At 67.4% G+C, this 21,850-nt stretch carries 22 protein-coding genes and 2 tRNA genes; 19 read left to right on the top strand and 5 right to left on the bottom strand.

The window, feature by feature from the left end:
• Positions 1–214 precede the first annotated feature (214 nt).
• Complete coding sequence (locus JI664_RS00420; RefSeq protein WP_207011732.1) at positions 215–538, bottom strand: hypothetical protein; 324 nt, start codon at positions 536–538, stop codon at positions 215–217.
• A gap of 128 nt (positions 539–666) precedes the next feature.
• On the opposite strand from JI664_RS00420, the gene JI664_RS00415 reads away from it, so the two are divergent.
• The 3 genes from JI664_RS00415 (at position 667) to rpoH (ending at position 4,403) form a co-directional block, all read left to right on the top strand.
• A complete protein-coding gene (locus JI664_RS00415) occupies positions 667–1,863 on the top strand; it encodes a cupin domain-containing protein (protein WP_207011731.1) in 1,197 nt (398 codons plus the stop codon).
• Positions 1,864–1,934: 71 nt separating this feature from the next.
• Positions 1,935–3,368 carry a phospholipase D-like domain-containing protein gene (locus tag JI664_RS00410; protein ID WP_211201590.1) on the top strand — a complete coding sequence of 478 codons (1,434 nt, stop codon included), beginning with the start codon at positions 1,935–1,937 and terminating at the stop codon, positions 3,366–3,368.
• A 144-nt stretch (positions 3,369–3,512) separates the two neighbouring features.
• Positions 3,513–4,403 carry an RNA polymerase sigma factor RpoH gene (gene rpoH, locus JI664_RS00405; RefSeq protein ID WP_207011730.1) on the top strand — a complete coding sequence of 297 codons (891 nt, stop codon included), beginning with the start codon at positions 3,513–3,515 and terminating at the stop codon, positions 4,401–4,403.
• Between the two features lie 127 nt (positions 4,404–4,530).
• On the opposite strand, the gene JI664_RS00400 is transcribed toward rpoH, so the two are convergent.
• Complete coding sequence (locus tag JI664_RS00400; RefSeq protein ID WP_207011729.1) at positions 4,531–5,127, bottom strand: LysE family translocator; 597 nt, start codon at positions 5,125–5,127, stop codon at positions 4,531–4,533.
• 162 nt (positions 5,128–5,289) lie between these two features.
• Between JI664_RS00400 and chrA the strand changes: the two genes are divergently transcribed.
• The 7 genes from chrA to JI664_RS00365 all read left to right on the top strand — a co-directional run bounded on the left by chrA (position 5,290) and on the right by JI664_RS00365 (position 10,894).
• Complete coding sequence (gene chrA / locus JI664_RS00395; RefSeq protein ID WP_207011728.1) at positions 5,290–6,507, top strand: chromate efflux transporter; 1,218 nt, start codon at positions 5,290–5,292, stop codon at positions 6,505–6,507.
• A 50-nt stretch (positions 6,508–6,557) separates the two neighbouring features.
• Positions 6,558–7,904 (top strand): 3-phosphoshikimate 1-carboxyvinyltransferase, encoded by a 1,347-nt coding sequence (aroA, locus tag JI664_RS00390; protein ID WP_207011727.1) that lies wholly within the window; start codon positions 6,558–6,560, stop codon positions 7,902–7,904.
• Complete coding sequence (locus tag JI664_RS00385; RefSeq protein WP_207011726.1) at positions 7,901–8,407, top strand: hypothetical protein; 507 nt, start codon at positions 7,901–7,903, stop codon at positions 8,405–8,407. The genes aroA and JI664_RS00385 overlap by 4 nt, the downstream gene beginning before the upstream one ends.
• A 118-nt stretch (positions 8,408–8,525) precedes the next feature.
• Complete coding sequence (locus JI664_RS00380; protein ID WP_109533147.1) at positions 8,526–9,116, top strand: (d)CMP kinase; 591 nt, start codon at positions 8,526–8,528, stop codon at positions 9,114–9,116.
• Between the two features lie 105 nt (positions 9,117–9,221).
• Positions 9,222–9,932, top strand: a complete 711-nt coding sequence (locus tag JI664_RS00375) for a phosphatidylserine decarboxylase (RefSeq protein WP_207011725.1) — start codon at positions 9,222–9,224, stop codon at positions 9,930–9,932.
• A gap of 2 nt (positions 9,933–9,934) precedes the next feature.
• Positions 9,935–10,732 (top strand): CDP-diacylglycerol--serine O-phosphatidyltransferase, encoded by a 798-nt coding sequence (gene pssA / locus JI664_RS00370; RefSeq protein ID WP_207011724.1) that lies wholly within the window; start codon positions 9,935–9,937, stop codon positions 10,730–10,732.
• Positions 10,733–10,817: 85 nt separating this feature from the next.
• Positions 10,818–10,894, top strand: a tRNA-Asp gene (locus JI664_RS00365).
• A 66-nt stretch (positions 10,895–10,960) separates the two neighbouring features.
• Here the strand turns inward: JI664_RS00365 and JI664_RS00360 are convergent.
• The gene (locus JI664_RS00360; RefSeq protein WP_207011723.1) at positions 10,961–12,613 is read right to left on the bottom strand and encodes a tetratricopeptide repeat protein; all 1,653 of its coding nucleotides are present in this window, start codon (positions 12,611–12,613) and stop codon (positions 10,961–10,963) included.
• Positions 12,614–12,813: 200 nt separating this feature from the next.
• On the opposite strand from JI664_RS00360, the gene JI664_RS00355 reads away from it, so the two are divergent.
• From JI664_RS00355 to JI664_RS00320, 8 genes are all read left to right on the top strand, one after another.
• Entirely contained in the window at positions 12,814–13,050 is a 237-nt protein-coding gene (locus tag JI664_RS00355; protein WP_207011722.1) for a hypothetical protein, read from the top strand.
• Positions 13,051–13,133: 83 nt separating this feature from the next.
• A tRNA-Asp gene (locus JI664_RS00350) sits at positions 13,134–13,210 on the top strand.
• A gap of 92 nt (positions 13,211–13,302) precedes the next feature.
• Entirely contained in the window at positions 13,303–14,691 is a 1,389-nt protein-coding gene (murD, locus tag JI664_RS00345; RefSeq protein WP_207011721.1) for a UDP-N-acetylmuramoyl-L-alanine--D-glutamate ligase, read from the top strand.
• Between the two features lie 82 nt (positions 14,692–14,773).
• Entirely contained in the window at positions 14,774–15,715 is a 942-nt protein-coding gene (rarD, locus tag JI664_RS00340) for an EamA family transporter RarD (protein ID WP_207011720.1), read from the top strand.
• Between the two features lie 125 nt (positions 15,716–15,840).
• Positions 15,841–17,007, top strand: coding sequence for an FtsW/RodA/SpoVE family cell cycle protein (locus JI664_RS00335; RefSeq protein ID WP_207011719.1), 1,167 nt, complete (start codon positions 15,841–15,843; stop codon positions 17,005–17,007).
• Positions 17,007–18,122, top strand: a complete 1,116-nt coding sequence (locus tag JI664_RS00330) for a UDP-N-acetylglucosamine--N-acetylmuramyl-(pentapeptide) pyrophosphoryl-undecaprenol N-acetylglucosamine transferase (protein ID WP_207011718.1) — start codon at positions 17,007–17,009, stop codon at positions 18,120–18,122. The genes JI664_RS00335 and JI664_RS00330 overlap by 1 nt, the downstream gene beginning before the upstream one ends.
• An 8-nt stretch (positions 18,123–18,130) precedes the next feature.
• Positions 18,131–19,540: a UDP-N-acetylmuramate--L-alanine ligase gene (murC, locus tag JI664_RS00325; RefSeq protein WP_207011717.1), complete on the top strand. Its 1,410-nt coding sequence runs from the start codon at positions 18,131–18,133 to the stop codon at positions 19,538–19,540.
• Between the two features lie 30 nt (positions 19,541–19,570).
• Positions 19,571–19,879 (top strand): hypothetical protein, encoded by a 309-nt coding sequence (locus JI664_RS00320; protein WP_207011716.1) that lies wholly within the window; start codon positions 19,571–19,573, stop codon positions 19,877–19,879.
• 18 nt (positions 19,880–19,897) lie between these two features.
• Here JI664_RS00320 and JI664_RS00315 read toward each other — a convergent pair whose 3' ends face one another.
• The gene (locus JI664_RS00315; protein ID WP_207011715.1) at positions 19,898–20,218 is read right to left on the bottom strand and encodes a hypothetical protein; all 321 of its coding nucleotides are present in this window, start codon (positions 20,216–20,218) and stop codon (positions 19,898–19,900) included.
• A 155-nt stretch (positions 20,219–20,373) separates the two neighbouring features.
• Positions 20,374–20,691, bottom strand: a complete 318-nt coding sequence (locus JI664_RS00310; protein WP_207011714.1) for a hypothetical protein — start codon at positions 20,689–20,691, stop codon at positions 20,374–20,376.
• Between the two features lie 135 nt (positions 20,692–20,826).
• On the opposite strand from JI664_RS00310, the gene murB reads away from it, so the two are divergent.
• On the top strand, positions 20,827–21,753 hold the full coding sequence (gene murB, locus JI664_RS00305; RefSeq protein WP_207011713.1) for a UDP-N-acetylmuramate dehydrogenase: 927 nt from the start codon (positions 20,827–20,829) through the stop codon (positions 21,751–21,753).
• Positions 21,754–21,850: the final 97 nt, after the last annotated feature.

Below are 21,850 nucleotides of genomic sequence, written 5' to 3'. Positions count from 1 at the left end.
GTGGTAACTTTGGCCGGGAAATCGTTTTCGGTCAAGTGTTTCGCGCGCGTGATCGGGCTTGTGACACCCGTGTTTCGCCGGGGGCGGGGCTATGGTGGCGCGGACCGAGGCGTCGCGCGCGCGTTCGGCCTTCGACCCGCCGTGCCGCGCAACGAAAAACGGACCCGCGAAGGGTCCGTTCCGGTGTTGTCAGTCATAGTCCGGCGTGGCGCGATCAGTCGGTGCCGCCGCGACCCTGTCCCGGCTGGTCATAGACCGAGCCGTTGTCCGAATCGGTGATCCCGGTCGAATAGCCGCCCGAACCGCGACCGCGGCCGGACGCGTCGGCATACGAGCCATCGTCATTGTCGGTCATGCCCGAATAGCCACGGCCGGCCGGATCCGAGGGGTCACTGTCCGAGGCCGCCAGCGCCGCCGTCGCGACCAGCGCCCCGCCGCCGAAGGCGCCCAGAAGAAGCGAACGACGTCCGATGCCGCGACGGGTGATGATCTCGTCGTCCTTCAGGGTCTTGCGATCTTTTTTCGGCGTGTCTGCCATTGCACTGGTCCTCTGGCTCTTGTTGTATCACTGTAGTCTGGAATGCTTCTAATAGAGCTACGTTGGGTCAACTTCGTTCTCCGGTCAACGCCTCAGTTGGGGAAACCGGCTATTAAAGTGAGTTTTTGATGAAAGATAACACAGCCGCCCCTGCCGCCATGGATTTTGCGACGGCGATCGCGCCGGTCACGCCAGACACGTTTTTCGCCGAGTATTTTGAGAAGAAGCATCTCGTCATCCGCCGCGACGATCCCGATTATTACTCCCGGGTCCTGTCGCTGGGCGATATCGATCAGGTGCTCACGCAGATGCAGATTCCGGGGGACGAGCTGAACCTCGTTCAGAAGGACCGCACGATCACCAATGACGACTATATCACCCCCAATGGCTTTGCCGACCCGGTGCGGGTGGTGAAGAACTTCGCCGAGGGGGCGACGATCGTGCTGCCGGGCTTGCAGAAGCGTTTGCCCAAGCTTGCCGCCTATTGCCGTTCGCTGGAGACGGTCTTCAGCTGCGATCTGCAGACCAATATCTATTTCACCCCGCCCGACGCGCAGGGCTTCAAGACCCATTACGACAGCCATGACGTGATCGTGCTGCAGACTGCCGGGTCGAAGACGTGGAACATCTATGAAAGCGATCTTGAGCTGCCGCTGCGCAGTCAGGCGTTCAGCCCCGACGGGTTCGAGGCCGGAAAGCTGATCGACACCTTTACGCTGCATGCGGGCGATATGTGCTACGTGCCGAGGGGGGTGGTGCATGACGCGCGCGCGACCGAAGAGCTGTCTTTGCACATCACCACGGGGCTGCTGTCGCAACGCTGGATCGAGCTGGTGGTCGATGCCGTCTCGCGGCTGGCGCTGAGCGATCTGGATTTCCGCCGCGCGGTGCCGCCGGGTTTCGCCAATGGCGATTTCGACCGCGCCGACGCGCGCGAGACGCTGGCGGGCCTCTTGCGCCGCGCCGCCGACCGGATCGATCCCGACGCGACCCTTGCCGCCGCGGCGGAAAATTATCGGGGGCGCCGCGTGCCCGTCGTGCCGGGGCAGCTGTTCCAGCAATTCAGCGCCGAGGCGATTGCGCCGGGCACCCGTCTGCGCCGTCGCCCTGACCTGATCCACGCCATCGTCGAGACCGAAGACGAGGTCGCGCTTTCGGTCTATGGCTCCGAGATCACCTTCCCGCTGCATGTCGCCGAAACCCTGCGCGCGGCACTGAGCTCGGAGGGCTTCGTGGTCGGTGACCTGCCCGGCGATCTGGACGAGGCAGGGCAGGCGGTCATGGCGCGGCGGCTGGTGGGCGAGGGCGTGCTCTTCATCGGCTGAGGCCGGTCTGGACATCCGCCCGCAACCTGACCAACAAGGACCCGCCCCTTTCAGACCGGACGGAGACGACGATGGAAACCGGCACGCTCGTGGCGATTACCGCCAGTGTGCATTACGTGTTGCAGGCCGGTACGATGGTGCGGGCCCTGTCGCGGCCCGGGCGCGACCCGGCATCGCGGCTGGCCTGGGTGCTGGTGATTCTGGCGATCCCGGCGCTGGGGGTCGCGCTTTACCTTCTCCTGGGCGAGGTCAGCCCGGGCCGTCGCCGCGCGCTGAAGCTGCGCGACACCCGCGCGTCGCTGCCGGTAAGCCCGCCGGGCCTGGGCCGCGTCGATCCGCCGGATCGGGGCCGTGCGGCCTTCGCGCGGGCCGAGGCGGTCAACGGATTTGCCACGCTCCCGGGGAATGCGGCGCGGCTGATGGGCGATAGCGATGACGCGGTATCGGCGCTGATCGCCGATATCGATGCGGCGCGCGAAAGCGTTCATGTGCTCGTCTATATCTGGCTCGACGACGGCAATGGCCAAAGGCTGATGCAGGCCATGGCCCGCGCCGCCCGGCGTGGGGTCGCCTGCCGCGCGATGGTCGACGGGCTGGGCTCGCGCAAGCTGCCGCGCTCAAGCCATTGGCGCGAGATGCAGGCGGCAGGCGTCAAGACCGGCATCGCCTTCGATACCAGCTGGGCCTTCGCGCGGCTGGCTCTGGGCCGGGTCGATATCCGCAATCACCGCAAGCTTTTCGTGATCGACGGTCGCATCGCTCATATCGGCAGCCAGAATTGCGCCGACGCGGCCTTCCTGCCGAAAGCGAAATTCGCGCCCTGGGTCGATATCATGCTGCGCGTCGAGGGCCCGGTCGCGTGGCAGCAGCAGGCGCTGTTCGTCGCCGATTGGATGGGGCAGGGCGGCGACGACATCGCAGCGATGCTGGACGAGGCGCCCGACGCCATGCCCGACGGATTCCCGGCACTGGTCTTCGGCACCGGCCCCGACCTGTCGCCCGGCGCGGTGCCTGACGTGGTGGGGTTGCTTCTGGCCTCGGCCCGGCGCGAGGTGGTGATTTCCACGCCCTATTTCGTGCCCACGGCGGGGCTTGCCGAGCAGCTTCGCGCCACGGCGATCCGGGGGGTCTCGGTCACGCTGATCGTGCCCGCACGCAACGATTCGCGCATGGTGGGCTGGGCCAGCCGCTCGTCATGGCCGGGGCTGCTGCAGGCGGGCGTCGTGCTGCGGGAATTCACGCCGGGGCTTTTGCACGCCAAGACACTGACCGTCGACGGGCAGCTGTCGCTGGTCGGCTCGGCCAATCTCGACCGCCGCAGTTTCGAGCTGAATTTCGAGAATTCGCTGCTGATCGCGGACGAAGCCGTTACGGCGACAATCCGCGCCCGCCAATCCGATTATGCCGCCGAAGCCCCGGCGGTCAGCGCTGAAAGCGTGGCGAACTGGTCGCTGCCGCACCGGCTTTTGTGTAACATCGCGGCGATGATCAGCCCCGTTCTGTGATCTGACGCGGACGCCGCGGGCTTGCAGCCTGCGGGGAACCATCCGCTTGAATCGACGTTTGCGCGTCCCTAGATAAAAATTCCGACGGATTTCGGGGCATATCCCGTGTAACCCGTAGAGGATCCTGAAAGGAGAACACACCCGGTGGCCGATTACACCAGCCTTCCCGCCCCCAGCCCCGAACAGGGGATGAACCGCTATCTTCAAGAGATCCGGCGGTTTCCGATGCTGGAGCCCGAGGAAGAATACATGTTGGCAAAGCGCTGGGTGGACCATCAGGACACGGGCGCGGCGCACAAGCTCGTCACCTCGCATCTGCGGCTCGCGGCGAAGATCGCCATGGGCTATCGCGGCTACGGCCTGCCGCAGGCCGAGGTGATTTCCGAAGCCAATGTGGGCCTGATGCAGGCCGTCAAGCGCTTCGATCCCGAGAAAGGCTTTCGGCTGGCCACCTATGCCATGTGGTGGATCCGTGCCTCGATTCAGGAATACATCCTGCGCTCGTGGTCGATGGTGAAGCTGGGCACGACCTCGGCGCAGAAGAAGCTGTTCTTCAACCTGCGCAAGGCCAAGGCCCGGATCGGCGCCATCGAAGAGGGCGATCTGCGCCCCGAAAACGTCAAGCAGCTGGCCGAGGATCTGTCGGTCACCGAGCAGGAGGTGGTCGACATGAACCGCCGCCTCGCGGGGTCGGACGCGTCGCTCAATGTGACGGTGGGCGGCGAAGAGGGCTCGGCCTCGTGGCAGGACTGGCTCGAGGATACCGATGCCGATCAGGCCAACGATTACGCCGAGCGTGACGAGTTCGAAGCGCGGCAAGGGATGCTGATGGAGGCGATGGATGTGCTCAACGAGCGCGAGCGCGACATCCTGACCGAGCGCCGACTGGCCGAGCCGCCGGTAACGCTGGAAGATCTGAGCGGCAAGTACAGCGTCTCGCGCGAGCGGATCCGCCAGATCGAGGTTCGCGCCTTCGAGAAGTTGCAGGCGCGAATGAAAGAGATCGCGCTGGAAAAAGGCATGATCTCGGCGTGAACGAGCGGTGCGTGCACAGCACGCACCCTACAGCCGAGCACAGGTTCATAAAGCAAATGAACAGTGACTAGAGGCCGGCAGCCCCTACGCAACGGCGTAGGGTGCGTGCTGTGCACGCACCGTCCCCTCAGCCGAACAGCACTGGATAGAGCGACGCGATCAGCGTCAGGGCCATCACCGTGTTGAAGACCCGCAACCGCCGCCTGTCTTGCAGGAATGTCCGCAGCCCGCGCCCCAGCACCGTCCAGACCGAGACCGACAGCACCGAGACCATCGCGAAGGCGCCCACTACAATCACGACCGAGGGCAGGTCAGACCCCGGCGCGTAAAGCGCGTTCGCCGTCAGTGCTGCAGTCCAGCCCTTGGGGTTGACCCATTGGAACCCCGCCGCCTGCAGGAAGGTGAGCGGCCGCGCCCCGGCCTCGACCGTGCCCGAAGGCGGCGCCGAGCGGGCGATTTTCCACGCCAGCCACAGAAGATAGGCCACCGACACCCATGTCAGCACCATGCGCGCGGGTGGCCAGGCGGTGAACAGCCCCGCCACGCCCAGCCCCACCAGCCCGATCATCAGCGAAAAGCCCAGCGTGATCCCCGCCATATGCGGCACCGTCCGCGCGACGCCGAAATTGACGCCGGAACTCAGCAGCATCACGTTGTTGGGGCCGGGGGTCATCGAGGCCACGAAAGCGAAGGTCAGAAGCGCGAGGAAGGTGTCTAAGGGCATCACAACGGGTCCATGAAAGCGCCGCGATCCTAATCCCGGCGCGGCGCGATGGTGAACCCGTAAAAGACTGTCACGGAAATGTCGTCCAACCGGGCCACCTGTGGCGGTATCACAGGGCACACGCCCCGACCCTTGCACCACATTCTCACGGAGCCGCCCCGCATGACCAGACCGCCCCCCGACCTGCGCGCCGATCTCGGGGTCTGGGCCCGGATAGGGCTTCTCAGCTTTGGCGGCCCGGCGGGGCAGATCGCGCTGATGCACCGCGAATGCGTCGAGGCGCGCCGTTGGATCGACGAGGACCGCTTCCTGCACGCGCTCAATTTCTGCATGCTCCTGCCCGGACCCGAGGCGATGCAGCTTGCCACCTATATCGGCTGGCTGCGCAGTGGCTGGAAGGGCGGAGTGATCGCGGGCGGGCTGTTCGTGCTGCCCGGCATCGTCGCCATCATGGCGCTGAGCTGGGTCTATGTGCTTGCGGGCGATGTCGCGTGGATTGAGGGCGCGTTCTTCGGCCTGAAAGCCGCCGTGATCGCCATCGTCGCGCAGGCGCTCTGGCGGATCGGGCGCAAGGCGCTCAAAGGCCCCGCCGCGCTGGTGATCGCCGCTGGCGCCTTCACGGCGCTCTTCGTGTTCGACCTTCCCTTTCCGCTGGTGGTGCTGGGCGCCGCCGCTTTCGGCTATGCGCGCGCGCCCAAGGCAAAGGGCAGCGTGCCGCCGGCGCAGGGATCGACGGGACGCACGGCGCTGATCTGGGCCGCGCTCTGGCTCGTGCCGGTAGCGGGGCTGGCGCTGACCCTCGGGTCGCAGGATGTGCTCACGCAGGTTGCGTGGTTCTTCAGCCAGATGGCGGTGCTGACCTTCGGCGGCGCCTATGCGGTGCTGGCCTGGGTCGCGCAGGCGGCGGTCGAGACGCATGGCTGGCTGGCGCCGGGGCAGATGCTGGACGGGCTGGCGATGGCCGAGACCACGCCCGGCCCGCTGATCATGGTCACGCAATTCGTGGGCTTCATGGCGGGCTGGCAGGCGGGCGGGCTGGGGCTCGCCACGCTGGCCGCGCTGATCACCACCTGGGTCACGTTCGCGCCCTGTTTCCTGTGGATCTTCGCGCTGGCCCCCCATGCCGAGCGGCTTCGCCACAGCCCGGCGCTGGCGGGCGCTTTGCAGGCGGTAACGGCCGCGGTGGTGGGGGTGATCGCCAACCTGGCGCTGTGGTTCGCGCTGCACGCGCTCTGGCCCGCCGGGGCGTTCGACCCCTGGGCCGCGGGTCTGACCGCGCTGGCCCTGATCGCGGCCTTCCTGCTCAAGGCCGGGCCGGGGATGCTTATTCTGGGCGCGGCCCTGGCCGGGGCGGGGCTCAGGCTGGCGGGGCTGGCATGAGCAAACCCGCTGCGCTATGACCGCGCCAGATGCAGCGCTGTGAGGTCCCGATGTCCGCCCATTCGACCCCGATCCCGATGATCGCCCATAAATCGGGACCGCTTGCCGGCGTGGCCGAGGTGCCGGGCGACAAATCGATCAGCCACCGCGCGCTGATCCTCGGCGCGCTCTCGGTCGGCGAGACCCATATTACGGGCCTGCTGGAAGGCGAGGACGTGATCGACACCGCCAAGGCGATGCGGGCCTTCGGGGCCACCGTCACCCGCGTGGCCGAGGGCGACTGGCGCGTGAACGGCGTGGGCGTGGGTGGTTTCGCCGAGCCGTCTCAGGTGATCGATTGCGGCAATTCGGGCACCGGCGTGCGGCTGATCATGGGGGCGATGGCGACGACGCCGATCGCCGCCACCTTCACGGGCGATGCCAGCCTCAACAAGCGGCCCATGGGGCGCATCACCGACCCGCTGGCGCTGTTCGGCGCGCGGGCCGTCGGGCGCGCGGGTGGTCGGCTGCCGCTGACGCTGGTGGGCGCGGCCGAGCCGGTGCCGGTGCGCTACACGCTGCCGATGCCCTCGGCGCAGGTGAAATCCGCGGTGCTGCTGGCAGGGCTGAATGCGCCCGGCAAAACCGTGGTGATCGAGCCCGAACCCACCCGCGACCATACCGAGCGGATGCTGCGCGGCTTCGGCGCTGAGGTCGATGTCACCGACACGCCCGATGGCCGCGTAATCACCCTCACCGGCCAGCCCGAACTGACCGGACAAAGCGTCGCGGTGCCGCGCGATCCGTCCTCGGCCGCGTTCCCGGTCTGTGCGGCGCTTCTGGTGCCGGGATCGGAAATCACCGTGCCCGGGGTTTCGCGCAACCCGACGCGCGACGGACTCTATGCGACGCTGATCGAGATGGGCGCCAATATCGCCTTCGAGAATCCGCGCGACGAGGGCGGCGAGCCGGTCGCGGATCTGCGGGTGAAATACACGCCCGCGCTGAAGGGCGCGACCACGCCCGCCGACCGCGCGGCCTCGATGATCGACGAATTCCCGATCCTGTCGGTCGTCGCGGCGATGGCCGAGGGCACGACGGTGATGCGCGGCGTCAAGGAGCTGCGCGTCAAGGAAAGCGACCGGATCGACGCGATGGCGCGGGGTCTTGAAGCCTGCGGTGTGCGGCTCGAGGAAACCGAGGATACCTTCACGATCCACGGCACCGGGCGCGTGCCGGGGGGCGCCACCTGCGAAAGCCGTCTCGACCACCGGATCGCGATGTCGTTCCTTGTGCTGGGGCTGGTGGCCGATCAGCCCGTCACGGTCGATGACGGCGCGCCGATTGCCACCTCGTTCCCGGTTTTCGAGCCGCTGATGGCGGCGCTGGGGGCGCGGATCGAACGGGTCGCGCCGTGAAACGGGCGATTTCCTGGGGGCTGCCGCTGGTGACGCTGGCGGTCTATTTGTATCTGGTCGTGGTGCTGGGCCAGCGATTGCTGGAAAAATCGGGGGGGCTTTTGCCCTACGACCTGCGGGTGACGGGCTATGACCTTGCGCAGGCGCGCGGGCTTCTGCGCGCGCTCACGCCCGAGGGTTTCGCGTTGTATGAAGGCCCGATCTTCTGGACCGACACGCTGTTTCCGGCGCTGATGGGGCTTTGCCTTCTGTGGTGGATGCGTCCCCTTCACGGCGCTTTCGGCACGGTCTGCATGATGGCGGCGATGGGCTATGTCGCGCTCGACTGGGGCGAGAACATGCTGGTGCAGCGGATGCTTGAGGCCGGGCCCGACTGGGTGCGCCCCGCGGATATCTTCGCGGCCAGCGCCTTCACGCAGGGCAAGTTCGCGATCCTGGCGCTGGCTCTGGTGCTGGCGATCCGCGCCAGCATGCGGCGGATGCGTAGGAGAGGGGCCGAGTAGGGGGGCGCTGCCCCCCTCGGCCTGCGGCCTCACCCCCCGGGATATTTGTGGAACAAAGATGGGGCGGGTTTCCCGCCGCGCCCGGGCCGGGTAGAAGGGCGCAAGATTGGGGAATGCGATGATCTTCACGGTGGCAGTGGACGGCCCGGCGGCGGCGGGCAAGGGCACGATCAGCAAGGCGCTGGCCGCGCGCTTCGGGCTGGCGCATCTGGATACCGGGCTGTTGTACCGCGCGGTCGGCGCCAAGGGCGGCGACGCGGTGGCGGCGGCGCGGGGGCTGGAGCCCGCCGATCTGGCGCGCGGCGATCTGCGCAGTCTCGAAGCCGGGGCCGCGGCGAGCCGGGTCGCGGCGATCCCCGAGGTGCGCGCGGCGCTGGTGGCCTTTCAGCGCGACTTCGCCCGGCGAGAGGGCGGCGCGGTTCTGGACGGGCGCGATATCGGCACGGTGATCTGCCCCGAGGCCGAGGTGAAGCTGTTCGTCACCGCCAGCCCGGAAGTGCGCGCGCATCGCCGCTGGCTGGAAGTGGGCGGCGACGCGGCGCAGGTGCTGGCCGAGGTGAAAGAGCGCGACGCGCGCGACATGAACCGCGCCGATGCGCCGCTGAAACCGGCCCCGGACGCGGTGCTTCTGGACACCTCGGATCTGAGCGTCGAGGCCGCCGTCGCGCAGGCTGCGGCGCTGATCGAATCGCGCCTGCAAGGGGCGTGAAGCCCGGTAATCAACGTTCAATCTTTGCCGGTTACGCTGCGATGGCGGTTTTGCCTTGGCGCGCGATCGGGCTAGAACATTCTGTACGCATCCCAAGGAGACCCGATGCCCGAGCCGTCGCATGATTCGATCCTAAACGCCGTCATCAAGCCGGTGCACCGCGAGGGCTATCCCTTCATCGGGATTTTCGCCGCCGTCACGCTGGTCCTGTTCCTGATCTGGCAGCCGCTGGGCTGGCTGGGCGTCATCCTGACGATCTGGTGCTATTACTTCTTCCGCGATCCCGACCGTCAGACGCCCACGCGCGACGGGCTGATCGTCAGCCCCGCCGATGGCGTCGTCTCGCTCATCGAACCCGCCGCGCCGCCCGCCGAGCTGGGCATGGGCGAGACGCCGCTCACGCGGGTCAGCGTCTTCATGAATGTCTTCAACTGCCATGTGAACCGGCTGCCCATCGCCGGCGAGATCACGGCGGTCGGCTACCGGCCCGGCAAGTTCCTGAATGCGTCGCTCGACAAGGCTTCGGTCGATAACGAGCGCAATTCCGTGGCGTTGCGCATGGCCGACGGGCGGCAGCTGGCCGTGGTGCAGATCGCCGGTCTGGTGGCGCGGCGTATCGTCTGCGACGTGAAGCCGGGCGACGTGCTGGAAACGGGTGAGCGCTTCGGCATGATCCGCTTCGGCTCGAGGCTGGATGTCTATCTGCCCGAAGGGGTCGAGCCGCTGGTGTCGCTGGGGCAGGCGATGGTCGCAGGCGAGACGGTGCTGGCCGATCTGACGACGGATGAGCCGCGCCGCATGGCAGAGATCCGCTAACCATGACAGAGCAGTCCCCAAACAACGAAACGCCCGAGGCCCCCGATACCGGATTGGATGAAACCGGCGCGGAACAGGCCGACCGCCGTTCACTGCCGCTGGTGCAGCTGTTGCCCAACATCGTCACTCTGCTGGGGCTTTGCGCGGGCCTGACCTCGATGCGTTACGCCCTGTCGGGGTCGTTCGAGGCGGCGGCGGGGCTGCTGGTTCTGGCCGCGCTCATCGACGGGATCGACGGGCTGCTGGCGCGCAAGCTCAATGCCGCCAGCCATTTCGGCGCCGAGCTCGATTCGCTCAGCGATTTCGTCTGCTTCGGCGTGGCGCCCGGTCTCTTTGTCTATATCTTCGTGCTGCAGGGCTGGCCGGGGCTGGGATGGCTTCTTGTGCTGGTCTATGTGCTGTGCGCCTGCCTTCGGCTTGCGCGCTTCAACGTCAACCGCAACGCGCCGCCGCCGCCGGGACGGGCGCATTTCGTCGGTGTCCCGGCACCCGCGGGGGCGATGCTGGCGCTTTTGCCCATCTACCTGACGCTGGCGGGCTGGATCGACCTGCGCGAGATCCCGGTCGCCGCCGGGGTCTATGTGGGCAGCGTGGGGCTCTTGATGATCTCGCGCCTGCCGACGCCGTCGCTCAAATCGGTGCGCATTCCGCGCAAGCGGGCGGTGCTGGTGATGGTGGCGATGGTGGTCTATGCGGGCGCGCTGATCTCGCGGCCGTGGATCGTGCTGGCGCTGTCGGACCTCGCCTATCTGGCGCTTCTGGGCTGGAACTCGTGGCGCGAGCGTCGGCGGCTGGCATAGGCGCGGCGCAAGATTGGCATGACGCAGATTGGCGCAATTTTGGGATTGACCTCACCCGGCGCGCCCTCTAGATGACCCCCTACGCGCGGTTGTAGCTCAGTTGGTTAGAGTACCGGCCTGTCACGCCGGGGGTCGCGGGTTCGAGCCCCGTCAACCGCGCCATTAAGCTTCCTCAAGGCCCCTCAGGGGCCTTTCTTTTTGCCCTGAGCGCAAATCAGCCCTTGCAAATCACCCCTTGGGGCCGAAGCGCAGGGCCGACATTCCCAGGCTTTGGAACCGGTCGAGATAGACCTGCCCATGCGACCCTTGCCGCAGTGCACGCGGGCTTGCCTGCAGGAACATTTCGGGCGTGACATCGGGGTGATCGGCCATCAGGCGCTTCATCTCTTCCGCCGCCTCATCATCCAGCCCCCCGGCCAGCAGCGTGCCGATCAGCGTGCGCCGTGCCCATGTCAGGTCGGGCTTGGCGCGCATCGCCTCGCGGGTCAGCGCGATGGCTTCGGTGACGGCGCCACGCTCGCGCATCGCTGCCGCGCGGGCGAGCATCATGTTGAAGCGGAACGGGTCCAGCGGGCTGAGCGATTCAGCGCGGTCGATGGCGGTCAGTACGCCGTCGAGATCGCCTTCGTAGAACCGCGCCCAGCCCAGCCGCATCCAGCCCCACGCATTGTTGGGATCGATAGCGAGCGCCCGCAGCGCGAAATCGCGCCCCAAGGCCGCATCCTCGGCGCAAAAGGCATAGGCGCCCGACACCGCCACCAGCGATGGCGCGTGATCGCCGGCCAGCGCCGCCGCATGGTTGGCGAGGGTCAGTGCGCGGTCGAATTCGGCCTCGGGCGTGGTCGACCACATATAGACTGCCAGACTGGCATGTGCCCAAGCCTTGAAGGCCAGCGCAGGGACGTAATCGGCGTCGCGCGCCAAGGCCGTGTCGAGCAGCGCGATAGCCTCTTCGATCGCGGGCTTGGTGCTGATCCAGAATTTCGGCAGCGCGGTCAGGTAGAGTTCATAGACCGAGCGATCTTCAGGTGCGTGGCTGCGCGCGCGGGCGATTTCGGCGGCGCGCAGGCTGGGTGACAACTGGCCCGCGACCTTCTGCGCGATGCGGTCCTGCAGGTCGAACAGGTCGTCCAGCCGGTCATCGAAACGCTCGGTCCACAGCGTGCGCCCGTCCTCGCCCGCGACAAGCTGCACGCTGATGCGCACCCGCTCGCCCGCGCGACGCACGCTGCCCTCGACCACGTAATCCGCCCCCAGAACCGAAGCCGCCTGCGTGGCCGAGACCGGGCCGCCGGGCAGGGCAAAGGCCGATTGCCGGGCGATGACGTGGAAATCGTGCACGCGGCTCAGCGCGCCGGTGATCTCTTCAACCACGCCGTCGGCGAACATGTCGTCCTGCGCGGCGCCAAGCTCGTCAAAGGGCAGGACGGCCAGCATCGGACGGTCGCGGGCGGCGAAGGCGGGTATGCCTTCGGGGGCGATGGGCGCGGGGGCGGCATCCGACCCGCTCTGTCGTGCGGCGCGCAGCCAGTCTTCGAACCCTTCCGAGGGCAGGTCGAAGCCCTGCAGCAATTCGCCCTTTCCGGGGGCCAGTGTCACGCGATCGCTGTCCAGCCAGACATGCTGCCGGTTCGCGCCCACGATCCCCGGCAGATGCCGCCGCAGCACCGACAATTCCTGCCGGAGCGAGGCGCGCGCCTGTTCCTCGGCGCGGTCCGACCAGAGCAGATCGGCGATGAAGCCGCGCTCGGCGCGCATACCGGGCTGACAGGCGAGATACGCCACCAAGCCCTGTCCCCGCCGCGGCAGCCCCGCGACGGGCGCACCGTCGCGCTCGATTCGCAACAGGCCGTGCAGATGAAGCAGGATCGCGGTGCTCATGGGCCGATAAGAGCTCGGCAAGGCGGAAGGGTCAACGCATCTTCCCCGCGCGCGATCCGGCGAAGCCTCAACGAGCCCCGTCCAACGCGCCGATTTTACGGAATTCTTGCGCTGAAGGCGGGGCTTTGCGCGCCGCTCTGACGGCGGCTTTGCGGGGCAGGGGCATGCTGTCTTCATCGCAACCCGAACCGGAGAGTGCCATGACCGTCCTCGACACCAACACCCCCGCCGCCACCCGCACAATGGCGCCCCGCCGCTCGACCGGAGGGCGCCTGCTTGACTGGCTGTTCGAGATCGACGCCAACTTCCGCCAGAAGATGAAACTGCGCGACATGCCCGATGAAAGGCTGGCCGATATGGGCCTGACCCGGGCCGATGTGGCGCGGGCCTTTACCAAGTCGCGCGTAGGGGTCATCAAGAGGGCGCGTCGGGGCTGAACCCGACCGTGCAACTTCGTCCGCCCGAAGTCACATTTCCCGCTTGACGCCCCCCGGCGCGCCCTCTAGATGACCCCCTACGCGCGGTTGTAGCTCAGTTGGTTAGAGTACCGGCCTGTCACGCCGGGGGTCGCGGGTTCGAGCCCCGTCAACCGCGCCACTTTCCCCCCTTTCGTTCGAAACACGCAGCGCCTCTGGTGCTTTGCAGCGCCCTGCGATAGCGTTCGGCCATCACCGGACGGGGTATGGGAAATGATTGCTGTTCAAGGGTTTGAAGGCCGCCGTGTGGGCGTTCTGGGTCTCGGGCGCTCGGGGCTTGCGACCTGCGTCGCGCTCAAGGCGGGTGGGGCCGAGGTCTGCGCCTGGGATGACAGCCCCGAAGGCCGCGCCAAGGCCGAGGCCGAGGGCTTCACGCCGGTGGATCTGACGAAACCCGGCGCGGTCGAGGATCTTGCCGCGCTCATCACCTCGCCCGGCATCCCGCATCTCTACCCCGCGCCCCATCCCGTCATCGCCGCCGCCAGCGCGGCGGGCGTTCCGGTCGACAATGACATCTCGCTGTTCTTTCAGGCGCTAGGCGACAATGACGACGCGCCGCGCGTGGTCTGCGTCACCGGCTCGAACGGCAAAAGCACCACCACCGCGCTGATCGCGCACCTGCTGGAAGAGGCCGGGCGCGAGGTGCGCATGGCGGGCAATATCGGCACCGGCGTTCTGTCCATCGACCTGCCGGGCGAAGACGGGGTCGTGGTGCTTGAGCTGTCGAGCTACCAGACCGACCTTGCCCGCCGTCTTGCCCCCGATGTCGCGGTCTTCACCAATCTCTCGCCCGACCATCTGGACCGACATGGCGGCATGGGCGGCTATTTCGCGGCCAAGCGGCGGCTCTTTTCCGAGGGCGCGCCCGAACGCGCGGTGATCGGTGTCGACGAGGCCGAGGGCCGTTATCTTGCCATGCAGCTGGGGCAGGGCGCCGCCGATAGCCGGGTGATCCGCATCTCGTCGGGGCAGAAGCTGCAGGGGCCGGGCTGGTCTGTCGCGGCGCGCAAGGGCTTTCTGGGCGAATGGCGTGGCGGGCGGCAGGTCCATGCCATCGACCTGCGCCCGCTGGCGGGTCTGCCGGGCGCGCATAACCACCAGAATGCCTGCGCAGCCTATGCCGCCGTGCGCGCTCTGGGTCTGGCGCCCCGACAGATCGAGGCGGGGCTGGCCAGCTTTCAGGGCCTGCCGCATCGCAGCCAACTGGTGGGCGAGCGCGACGGCGTGCGGTTCGTCAACGATTCCAAGGCCACCAATGTCGATTCGGCGGCCAAGGCGCTGCAGGCCTTCCCGCGCATCCGCTGGATCGCCGGGGGCTTGGGCAAGGACGGCGGCATCGCTTCGCTGGCGCCGCATCTGGGCTCTGTCGTCAAGGCCTACATGATCGGCCATTCGGCGCGGGACTTCGCGCTGCAACTGGGCGCCACCCCGCACGAGATCTGCGAGACGATGGAGAATGCCGTCGCCCGCGCCAGCGCCGAGGCCGAGCCGGGCGATGTGGTGCTGCTGGCCCCGGCGGCGGCAAGTTTCGATCAATATCCGGATTTCGAGAAACGCGGCGCGCATTTTACTGCACTTGTGCAGGGCTTGCTCGGGGCGTAAGTCCGGATGTCGATCGGGGAGGGGGGCTGCTCGCCCCCCGCGTGCTGTCGCACGCCCCCCTCGGGATATTTGGAGAACAAAGATGCGCGCGACGCAGGCGCCCCTGACCGCTTCGCTCCGGCCAGAACCGGCTGACGATTCCCGCGCGCTGGACGGCGATTCGCTGGCCGGATTCCTGTTGGCGCTGTCGGCGTATCTGCTCTGGGGCGCGCTGCCGCTTTACCTGCGGCTGCTCGATCATGTCGCGGTGCCCGAGGTTCTGGCGCATCGTGTTATCTGGTCGGTGCCGCTGGCGCTGGCGGTGCTGTGGGCCACGGGGCGGCTGCGCAGCCTGGGGCGGGCGATGCGTGATGTCCGGATGCTGGGCATGGCGGCGCTGACCGCCGCGCTGGTTTCGTGCAACTGGGGTGTTTATCTGTATTCCATCGCCTCGGGGCAGGCGATGTCGGCGGCGCTGGGCTATTACATCAACCCGATCTTCTCGGTCTTGCTGGCGGCTTTGGTGCTGCGCGAGCGACTTTCGCCGCTGCAATGGGCGGCGGTGGCGCTGGCTGCGCTGGCGGTGGTGATCCTGACCATCGAGGCCGGGCGCCTGCCGATCTTGTCTCTGGCACTGACGGTGAGCTGGGGCTTTTACGCGCTGGCCAAGCGGGCGCTGCCCATCGGCCCGAACCAGAGCTTCGCGCTGGAGGTGATGCTGCTGTCGCCCTTTGCGCTGGGCTATCTGGGCTGGCTGGGCGGGGAGGGCACGCTGGCATTCGGCGCCACGGGCGGGCGCGACATTGCGCTGTTGATGGGGTGCGGCGTGGTCACGGCGGTGCCGCTGATGCTTTATGCCAACGGCGCCAAGCGGCTGCGGCTGACGACAATTGGCCTGATGCAATACATCGCGCCGACCTGCATCTTCCTGATCGCCGTGTTCCTGTTCGGCGAACCGTTCGAGGGCGCCAAGCTGTGGGCGTTCCCGATGATATGGGGCGCGCTGGTGCTCTATTCCGCCGATCTGTGGGCACGTCGCCGCTGAGCCTAAATGCGGGGGCGGTAACGGGACTGGCCAGGTCCGGCTGCGCGCGCTATCATGGCGGGTAACGACCCGGAATACCGGGCGTAACAGGCAGGCCGGTTACCGGCAGATCGAGCAGGACAGTCATGACGGAAATGGTTCATGGCAGCATCCCCGCCCAGACGGGCGAGCCGGTGCTGTCGCGCTGGTGGCGCACGGTCGATCGCTGGACGATCTCGAGCGTTCTTCTTCTTGTTGCCATAGGGTTGTTGCTGGCGCTGGCCTCGTCACCGCCGCTGGCGACGCGCAACCATTTGCCGCCGTTCTATTATTTCCAGCGCCACGCGGTCTTTGCCGCAGTCAGCGTCAGCGTGATGCTGTTCGTGTCGATGCGCAGCCCCGAGACGATCCGCCGCTGGGCAGTGCTGGGCTTCGCCATCGGTTTCGTGCTGCTTCTGGCGCTGCCCTTCGTGGGGACCGATCTGGGCAAGGGTGCGACACGCTGGCTGAACCTGCGCGTCATCACGCTGCAGCCCTCAGAGTTCATCAAGCCATGCCTTGCTGTGACCGCGGGCTGGCTTCTGGCCGCCGGACAGGACCTGAACGCGCCACCCGGACGGCTGATGTCGCTGGGCGTGACGCTGGCCACGGTTGGCCTGTTGGTGATCCAGCCCGATTTCGGGCAATCGGCGCTGGTGCTGTTCGGCTGGGGGGCGATGTATTTCGTCTCGGGCGCGTCGATCGTCATCATCCTCGGGCTTGCGGGCGCGGTGGTGGGCGGCGGCGTTGTGGCTTACAGCGCGTCGGAACACTTCGCGCGGCGCATCGATGCCTTCCTGTCCTCCGAGATCGACGCCCGGTCGCAGATCGGCTACGCCACCTCGGCCATTCAGGAGGGCGGCCTGTGGGGCATGGGCGTGGGCGAGGGGCAGGTGAAATGGCAGCTGCCCGATGCGCATACCGATTTCGTCATCGCCGTTGCGGCCGAGGAATACGGCTTCATCCTCGTGGCATTCATCATCATGCTTTACGCCACCATCTGCCTGCGCGCGCTGGTGCGGCTGACGCGTGAGCGCGATCCGTTCATCCGCATGGCGGGGACGGGGCTGGCCGCGATGATCTCGGCGCAGGCGATGATCAATATGGGCGTGGCCGTGCGGCTTCTGCCCGCCAAGGGCATGACCTTGCCCTTCATCAGCCAGGGCGGCTCGTCCTTGCTGGCCATGGGGCTGATGACAGGAATGTTGCTGGCCTTGACGCGCTCTCGCCCCCAAGGTGAGATCGGCGAGATTTTGCAGACACGAGGGCGGTGATGGCGAAGGCCACGGACAGCAAACGCCCGCTCGCGGTAATCGCCGCAGGCGGCACCGGCGGGCACATGTTCCCCGCACAGGCGCTCGCCGAGGAATTGCTCGCGCGCGGCTGGCGGGTCGTCCTGTCGACCGATGCGCGCGGCGCACGCTACGCAGACGGTTTCCCCGAGGCGGTCGAGCGGCGTGTCGTCTCCTCGGCTACTTTTGCGCGGGGCGGGGCCCTGGCCAAGCTGGCGGTGCCGTTTCGCATCGTTGGCGGGGTCATCAAAGCCGTTTTCTCGATGCTTAGCGACAAACCGGCGGTGGTGGCGGGCTTCGGCGGGTATCCGTCGATCCCGGCGCTGGGGGCGGCCATGCTGCTGCGCATCCCCCGGCTGATCCACGAACAGAACGGTGTGCTGGGCCGCGTGAACGAGGTTTTCGCCAAGCGCGTCAGCGCCGTAGCCTGCGGAACATGGCCGACCGAGCTTCCGGCCGGGATCGCCGGGCACCATACCGGCAACCCGGTGCGCGGCGCGGTGTTCGAGCGCGCGGGCGCGCCCTATATCGCGCCCGGCCCCTATCCGATGTCGCTGGTTGTGATCGGCGGCAGTCAGGGCGCGCGGATCCTGTCGGACGTCGTGCCCGCCGCGCTGGCCTCGCTGCCCGCGGATCTGCGCCAGCATCTGCGCGTCTCGCAGCAGGCCCGTCCCGAGGATGTCGAGCGTGTCACAGCGGCCTACGAGGCTGCGGATATCCCCGCCGAGGTGGGGCCGTTCTTTGACGATATTCCCGCCCGTTTCGCCGAAGCGCAGCTGGTCATCGCGCGCTCGGGCGCGTCCACGGTGGCAGACCTGACGGTGATCGGGCGCCCCTCGGTGCTGGTACCCTATGCCGCTGCGATCCGGGGCGAGCAGGCCGCGAATGCGCGCGCGCTGGTCGAAGCCGAGGCCGCCGTGCTCATGCCCGAGCGCATGTTCACGCCCGAAGCGCTGGCCGAGCAGGTGCAGGCGATCCTGACCCATCCCGACGGCGCCACGCGCATGGCGGTGGCGGCGATGAAGCTGGGCATTCCCGATGCCGCCAGCCGTCTTGCGGATCTGGCCGAGCGTCTGGCGGGCCCTCCCAAAGCATGAGTGACAGCATGGCGGCGACGCGTCTTCCGGCGGGCCTTGGCCCGGTTCATTTCATCGGTATCGGTGGCATCGGCATGTCGGGCATTGCCGAGATCCTGCTGGGGCAGGGCCACAAGGTGCAGGGTTCAGACGCCAAGGGCTCAGCCATCACCGAACGGCTCGCCTCGCTGGGCGCGGTAATCCATGTGGGCCATGAGGCTGCGCATGTTCACGGCGCGGGCGTCGTCGTCGCCTCGACCGCGATCAAGCCTTCGAACCCGGAATATGCCGAGGCCAAGCGCCTCGGCATTCCCGTTATCCGCCGGGCCGAGATGCTGGCCGAGATCATGCGTCCGCATCGCTGCATTTCGCTGGCCGGGACACATGGCAAGACCACCACCACGACGATGATGGCGGCGATGCTCGATGGCGGGGAATTCGACGCGACCATCGTCAATGGCGGCATCATCCATGCCTATGGCACCAACGCGCGGGCGGGCGCCGGCGAATGGATGGCGGTCGAAGCCGATGAAAGCGACGGCTCGTTCAACATCCTGCCCACCGAGATCGCGGTCGTGACGAATATCGACCCCGAACATCTGGAACATTGGGGCAGTTTCGACACGCTGCGCGAGGGCTTTCGCCGCTTCGTGCAGGACATTCCGTTCTACGGTCTGGCGGTGCTCTGCACCGACCATCCCGAGGTCGCGGCGCTGGCCGAAAAGATCCATGACCGCAAGATCGTCACCTTCGGTTTCCAGCCCGAAGCACATTTGCGCGCCGAAGAGCTGAGGTTCGAAAAGGGCAAGGCGCATTTCAATATCGCCGTCGGCCACGAATCGGAATGTCGGATTATTGAAAGTCTGACATTGCCGATGCCCGGCGACCACAATGTCTCGAACGCGCTGGCCTCGGTCGCGGTCGGGCTGCATCTGGGCATGTCGGACGACCAGATCCGGCAGGCGCTGGCAGGCTTTGGCGGGGTCGGGCGGCGCTTTACCCGCGTGGGCGAGGTGAACGGCGTCACCGTGATCGACGATTACGGCCACCATCCGGTCGAGATTGCCGCCGTGATCCGCGCCGCGCGTCAGTCGCTGGGCGGGCAGGGGCGCGTCATCGCCGTGCATCAGCCGCACCGATACACCCGCCTGTCCTCGCTTTTCGACCAGTTTACCACCTGTTTCGATCCGGCCGATGTCGTTGCCATCGCCGAGGTCTATGCCGCGGGTGAAGATCCGATCCCGGGCGCCGACCGCGACAGCCTTGTCGCCGCGATCCGCGCGCATGGCCATCCTTCGGCGCATTCGCTGACGCGTGAAGACGATCTCGAAGCGCTGGTTCGGGCCGAAACCCGACCGGGCGACATGGTCGTCTGTCTGGGCGCGGGGACCATCAGCGCCTGGGCACAGGCCTTGCCTGCGCGTCTGGCAAAGGTCTGATCCGAAAGCGGAAAAGCAGGGGAGCACCCCATGGAACCGGAAATCCTGTACATCCTCGGCCTTGCCCTGCTCGTGGGCGGCGGGCTCGGTTGGGTTATCGGACGTCTGTGGGGTGGCACGGGGGCTGCGGTTCTTGTGGTCGTCCTGCTCGTGGCGGTCGGCGTGCTTGCAGCAATGGGCCAGCGCGCGCCGGGCTGGGACGGGATCGCCTATGCGGTCCTTGCCTTCCTCTTCGCTGCACCGGCGGCTTTGGGGGCGTTGCTGGGCGGCTGGCTGGGAACCAGACGCCGCAATCGCCGCCGTCAGCGCCGGGCTGCGCAGCAGGCAGACGCCCCGTAGGGCGCCCGCTGGTTTTCTTTACGACGCCGTCGCCGGGGTGATCGCCTGATCGGGCGCGGGCGGATAAGGGCGCGCGCGATGCGGCGCGACTTCGCGCTGCGCGGCGTCCGGGTCGTTCACGGCAGTCTCGGGACGGGGCAGCGGCGGGGTCGCACGCATGCGGTGGGCAATCCAGATACCGGCGGGCACGCCGATCACGACGCCAGCGACCGCCGCCGCGACGAACAGGCGCCAGTCGTAAAAGCCATACGCAAGCCCGGCGATCACGACCGCGCCGGCCACGCAGGCCGCCGCAACCGTCGCCATGGTCGATCTGAGGGGCGCTTGGGGGATCATCATAACGGGTCTCCGATGTGATTTGGGGTTGTCAGGGAAACGCAACTTGCGGGTGAAGAGTTCCCATGCGGCCTTGGGCTGGCGCCGTTGGAACGGAAAACGGGCGCCCCGGACCAACCACCGGAACGCCCGCTTCAGGGAGCTGTGTGATGCGCGGATCAGGCCGTGCGGCGCTGCATCGCCGGGCGCAGCGCAAAGCGCCGGGCGCCGGTGCGTCGCTCCCGCGGCTGAGCCGCCGAGGCCGCGCGCAGCACAGTATCGGCGCCATTGTCGCGCGTGTCCTGACCCGGCAGGGCCCAGCTCCACAGCGCCAGCTCGAAACTGAGCGCCAGCGCGATGCCCGCCGCGCTGGCGATGGCCAGAAGCTGGCCGTCATAGGCACCGGCAAGGATACCCGCCAGAACCGCGACACCGGCAATCGTGCCGGCTGCAAGTGTGGGGCCCATGTTGCGCATCAGGGGGATGACTTTCTTCATTGTTGTTTCCGCCGAATTTTTTTTGTCGTGATGTTGAAAGGGCAACCGCGCAGAGGCGCAGTTGGTTCCCGTCAATCTCGCGCATCGCTCGCGGGTGCGCTTGCGGCCTGCAGGGCTGCCGTCTATTCCAGAGCCATGACCCAGATCTCCTTTACCCCGCGTGGGACCCTGACGCAGGACCGCCCGCTTTCCGACCTCACCTGGCTGCGCGTGGGCGGCCCCGCCGACTGGTTCTTCCAGCCCGAGGACGAGGACGATCTCGCGGCTTTCCTTGCCGCTTTGCCGGGGGACCTGCCGGTCTTTCCGATGGGCGTGGGGTCGAACCTGATCGTGCGCGACGGGGGGCTTCGGGCGGTGGTGATCCGGCTGGGGCGGGGCTTCAACGCGATCAGCATCGACGGGGACCGCGTCGTGGCCGGTGCCGCCGCGCTGGACGCCCATGTCGCGCGCAAGGCCGCGCAGGCGGGCTGCGACCTGACCTTTCTGCGCACCATCCCCGGCTCGATCGGTGGGGCGGTGACGATGAATGCGGGCTGTTACGGCGAATACGTGGCCGACCGGCTGGAAAGCGTGCGGATGGTGCTGCGCTCGGGCGAGATCGTCGAGAAACCGGCAGCCGAGCTTGGTCTTACCTACCGTCAATCGGCCTTGCCCGAGGGGGCTGTTGTCATTTCTGCCACATTACGCGCGCCGCAGGGCGACCCCGAGGAACTGGCCCGGCGGATGGAGACGCAGCTTGCCAAACGCGACGCGACCCAGCCGACCAAGGACCGCACGGCGGGCTCGACCTTTCGCAATCCGGCGGGTTTCTCGTCTACTGGTAGGGCCGACGACACCCACGACCTCAAGGCGTGGTCCCTGATCGAGGCTGCCGGCATGCGCGGCGCCACTCGGGGCGGGGCGCAGATGTCGCCCAAGCACGCGAATTTCCTGATCAATACCGGCGGTGCCTCGGCCGCCGATCTGGAGGGGCTGGGCGAGGAAGTTCGAAAAAGGGTGTTCCAAAACAGCGGGATTGAGCTAGAATGGGAAATCAAGCGCATCGGTGATCCGGCTCCCTGACGACAGGCGCAGCCACCCCGAAGCGCGGTGCCGATCGGGCAACAGATCCGGCGGCACGAACGGGGCCCAGAAGGTCCTGAAGCGAAGAATAAGACAG

Source organism: Rhodobacter sp. NTK016B, assembly GCF_017303295.1.
GTDB lineage: Bacteria > Pseudomonadota > Alphaproteobacteria > Rhodobacterales > Rhodobacteraceae > Pararhodobacter.
The sequence above is the reverse complement of the archived record's forward strand: the minus strand, read 5'-3'. Positions and strand labels throughout refer to the sequence as shown.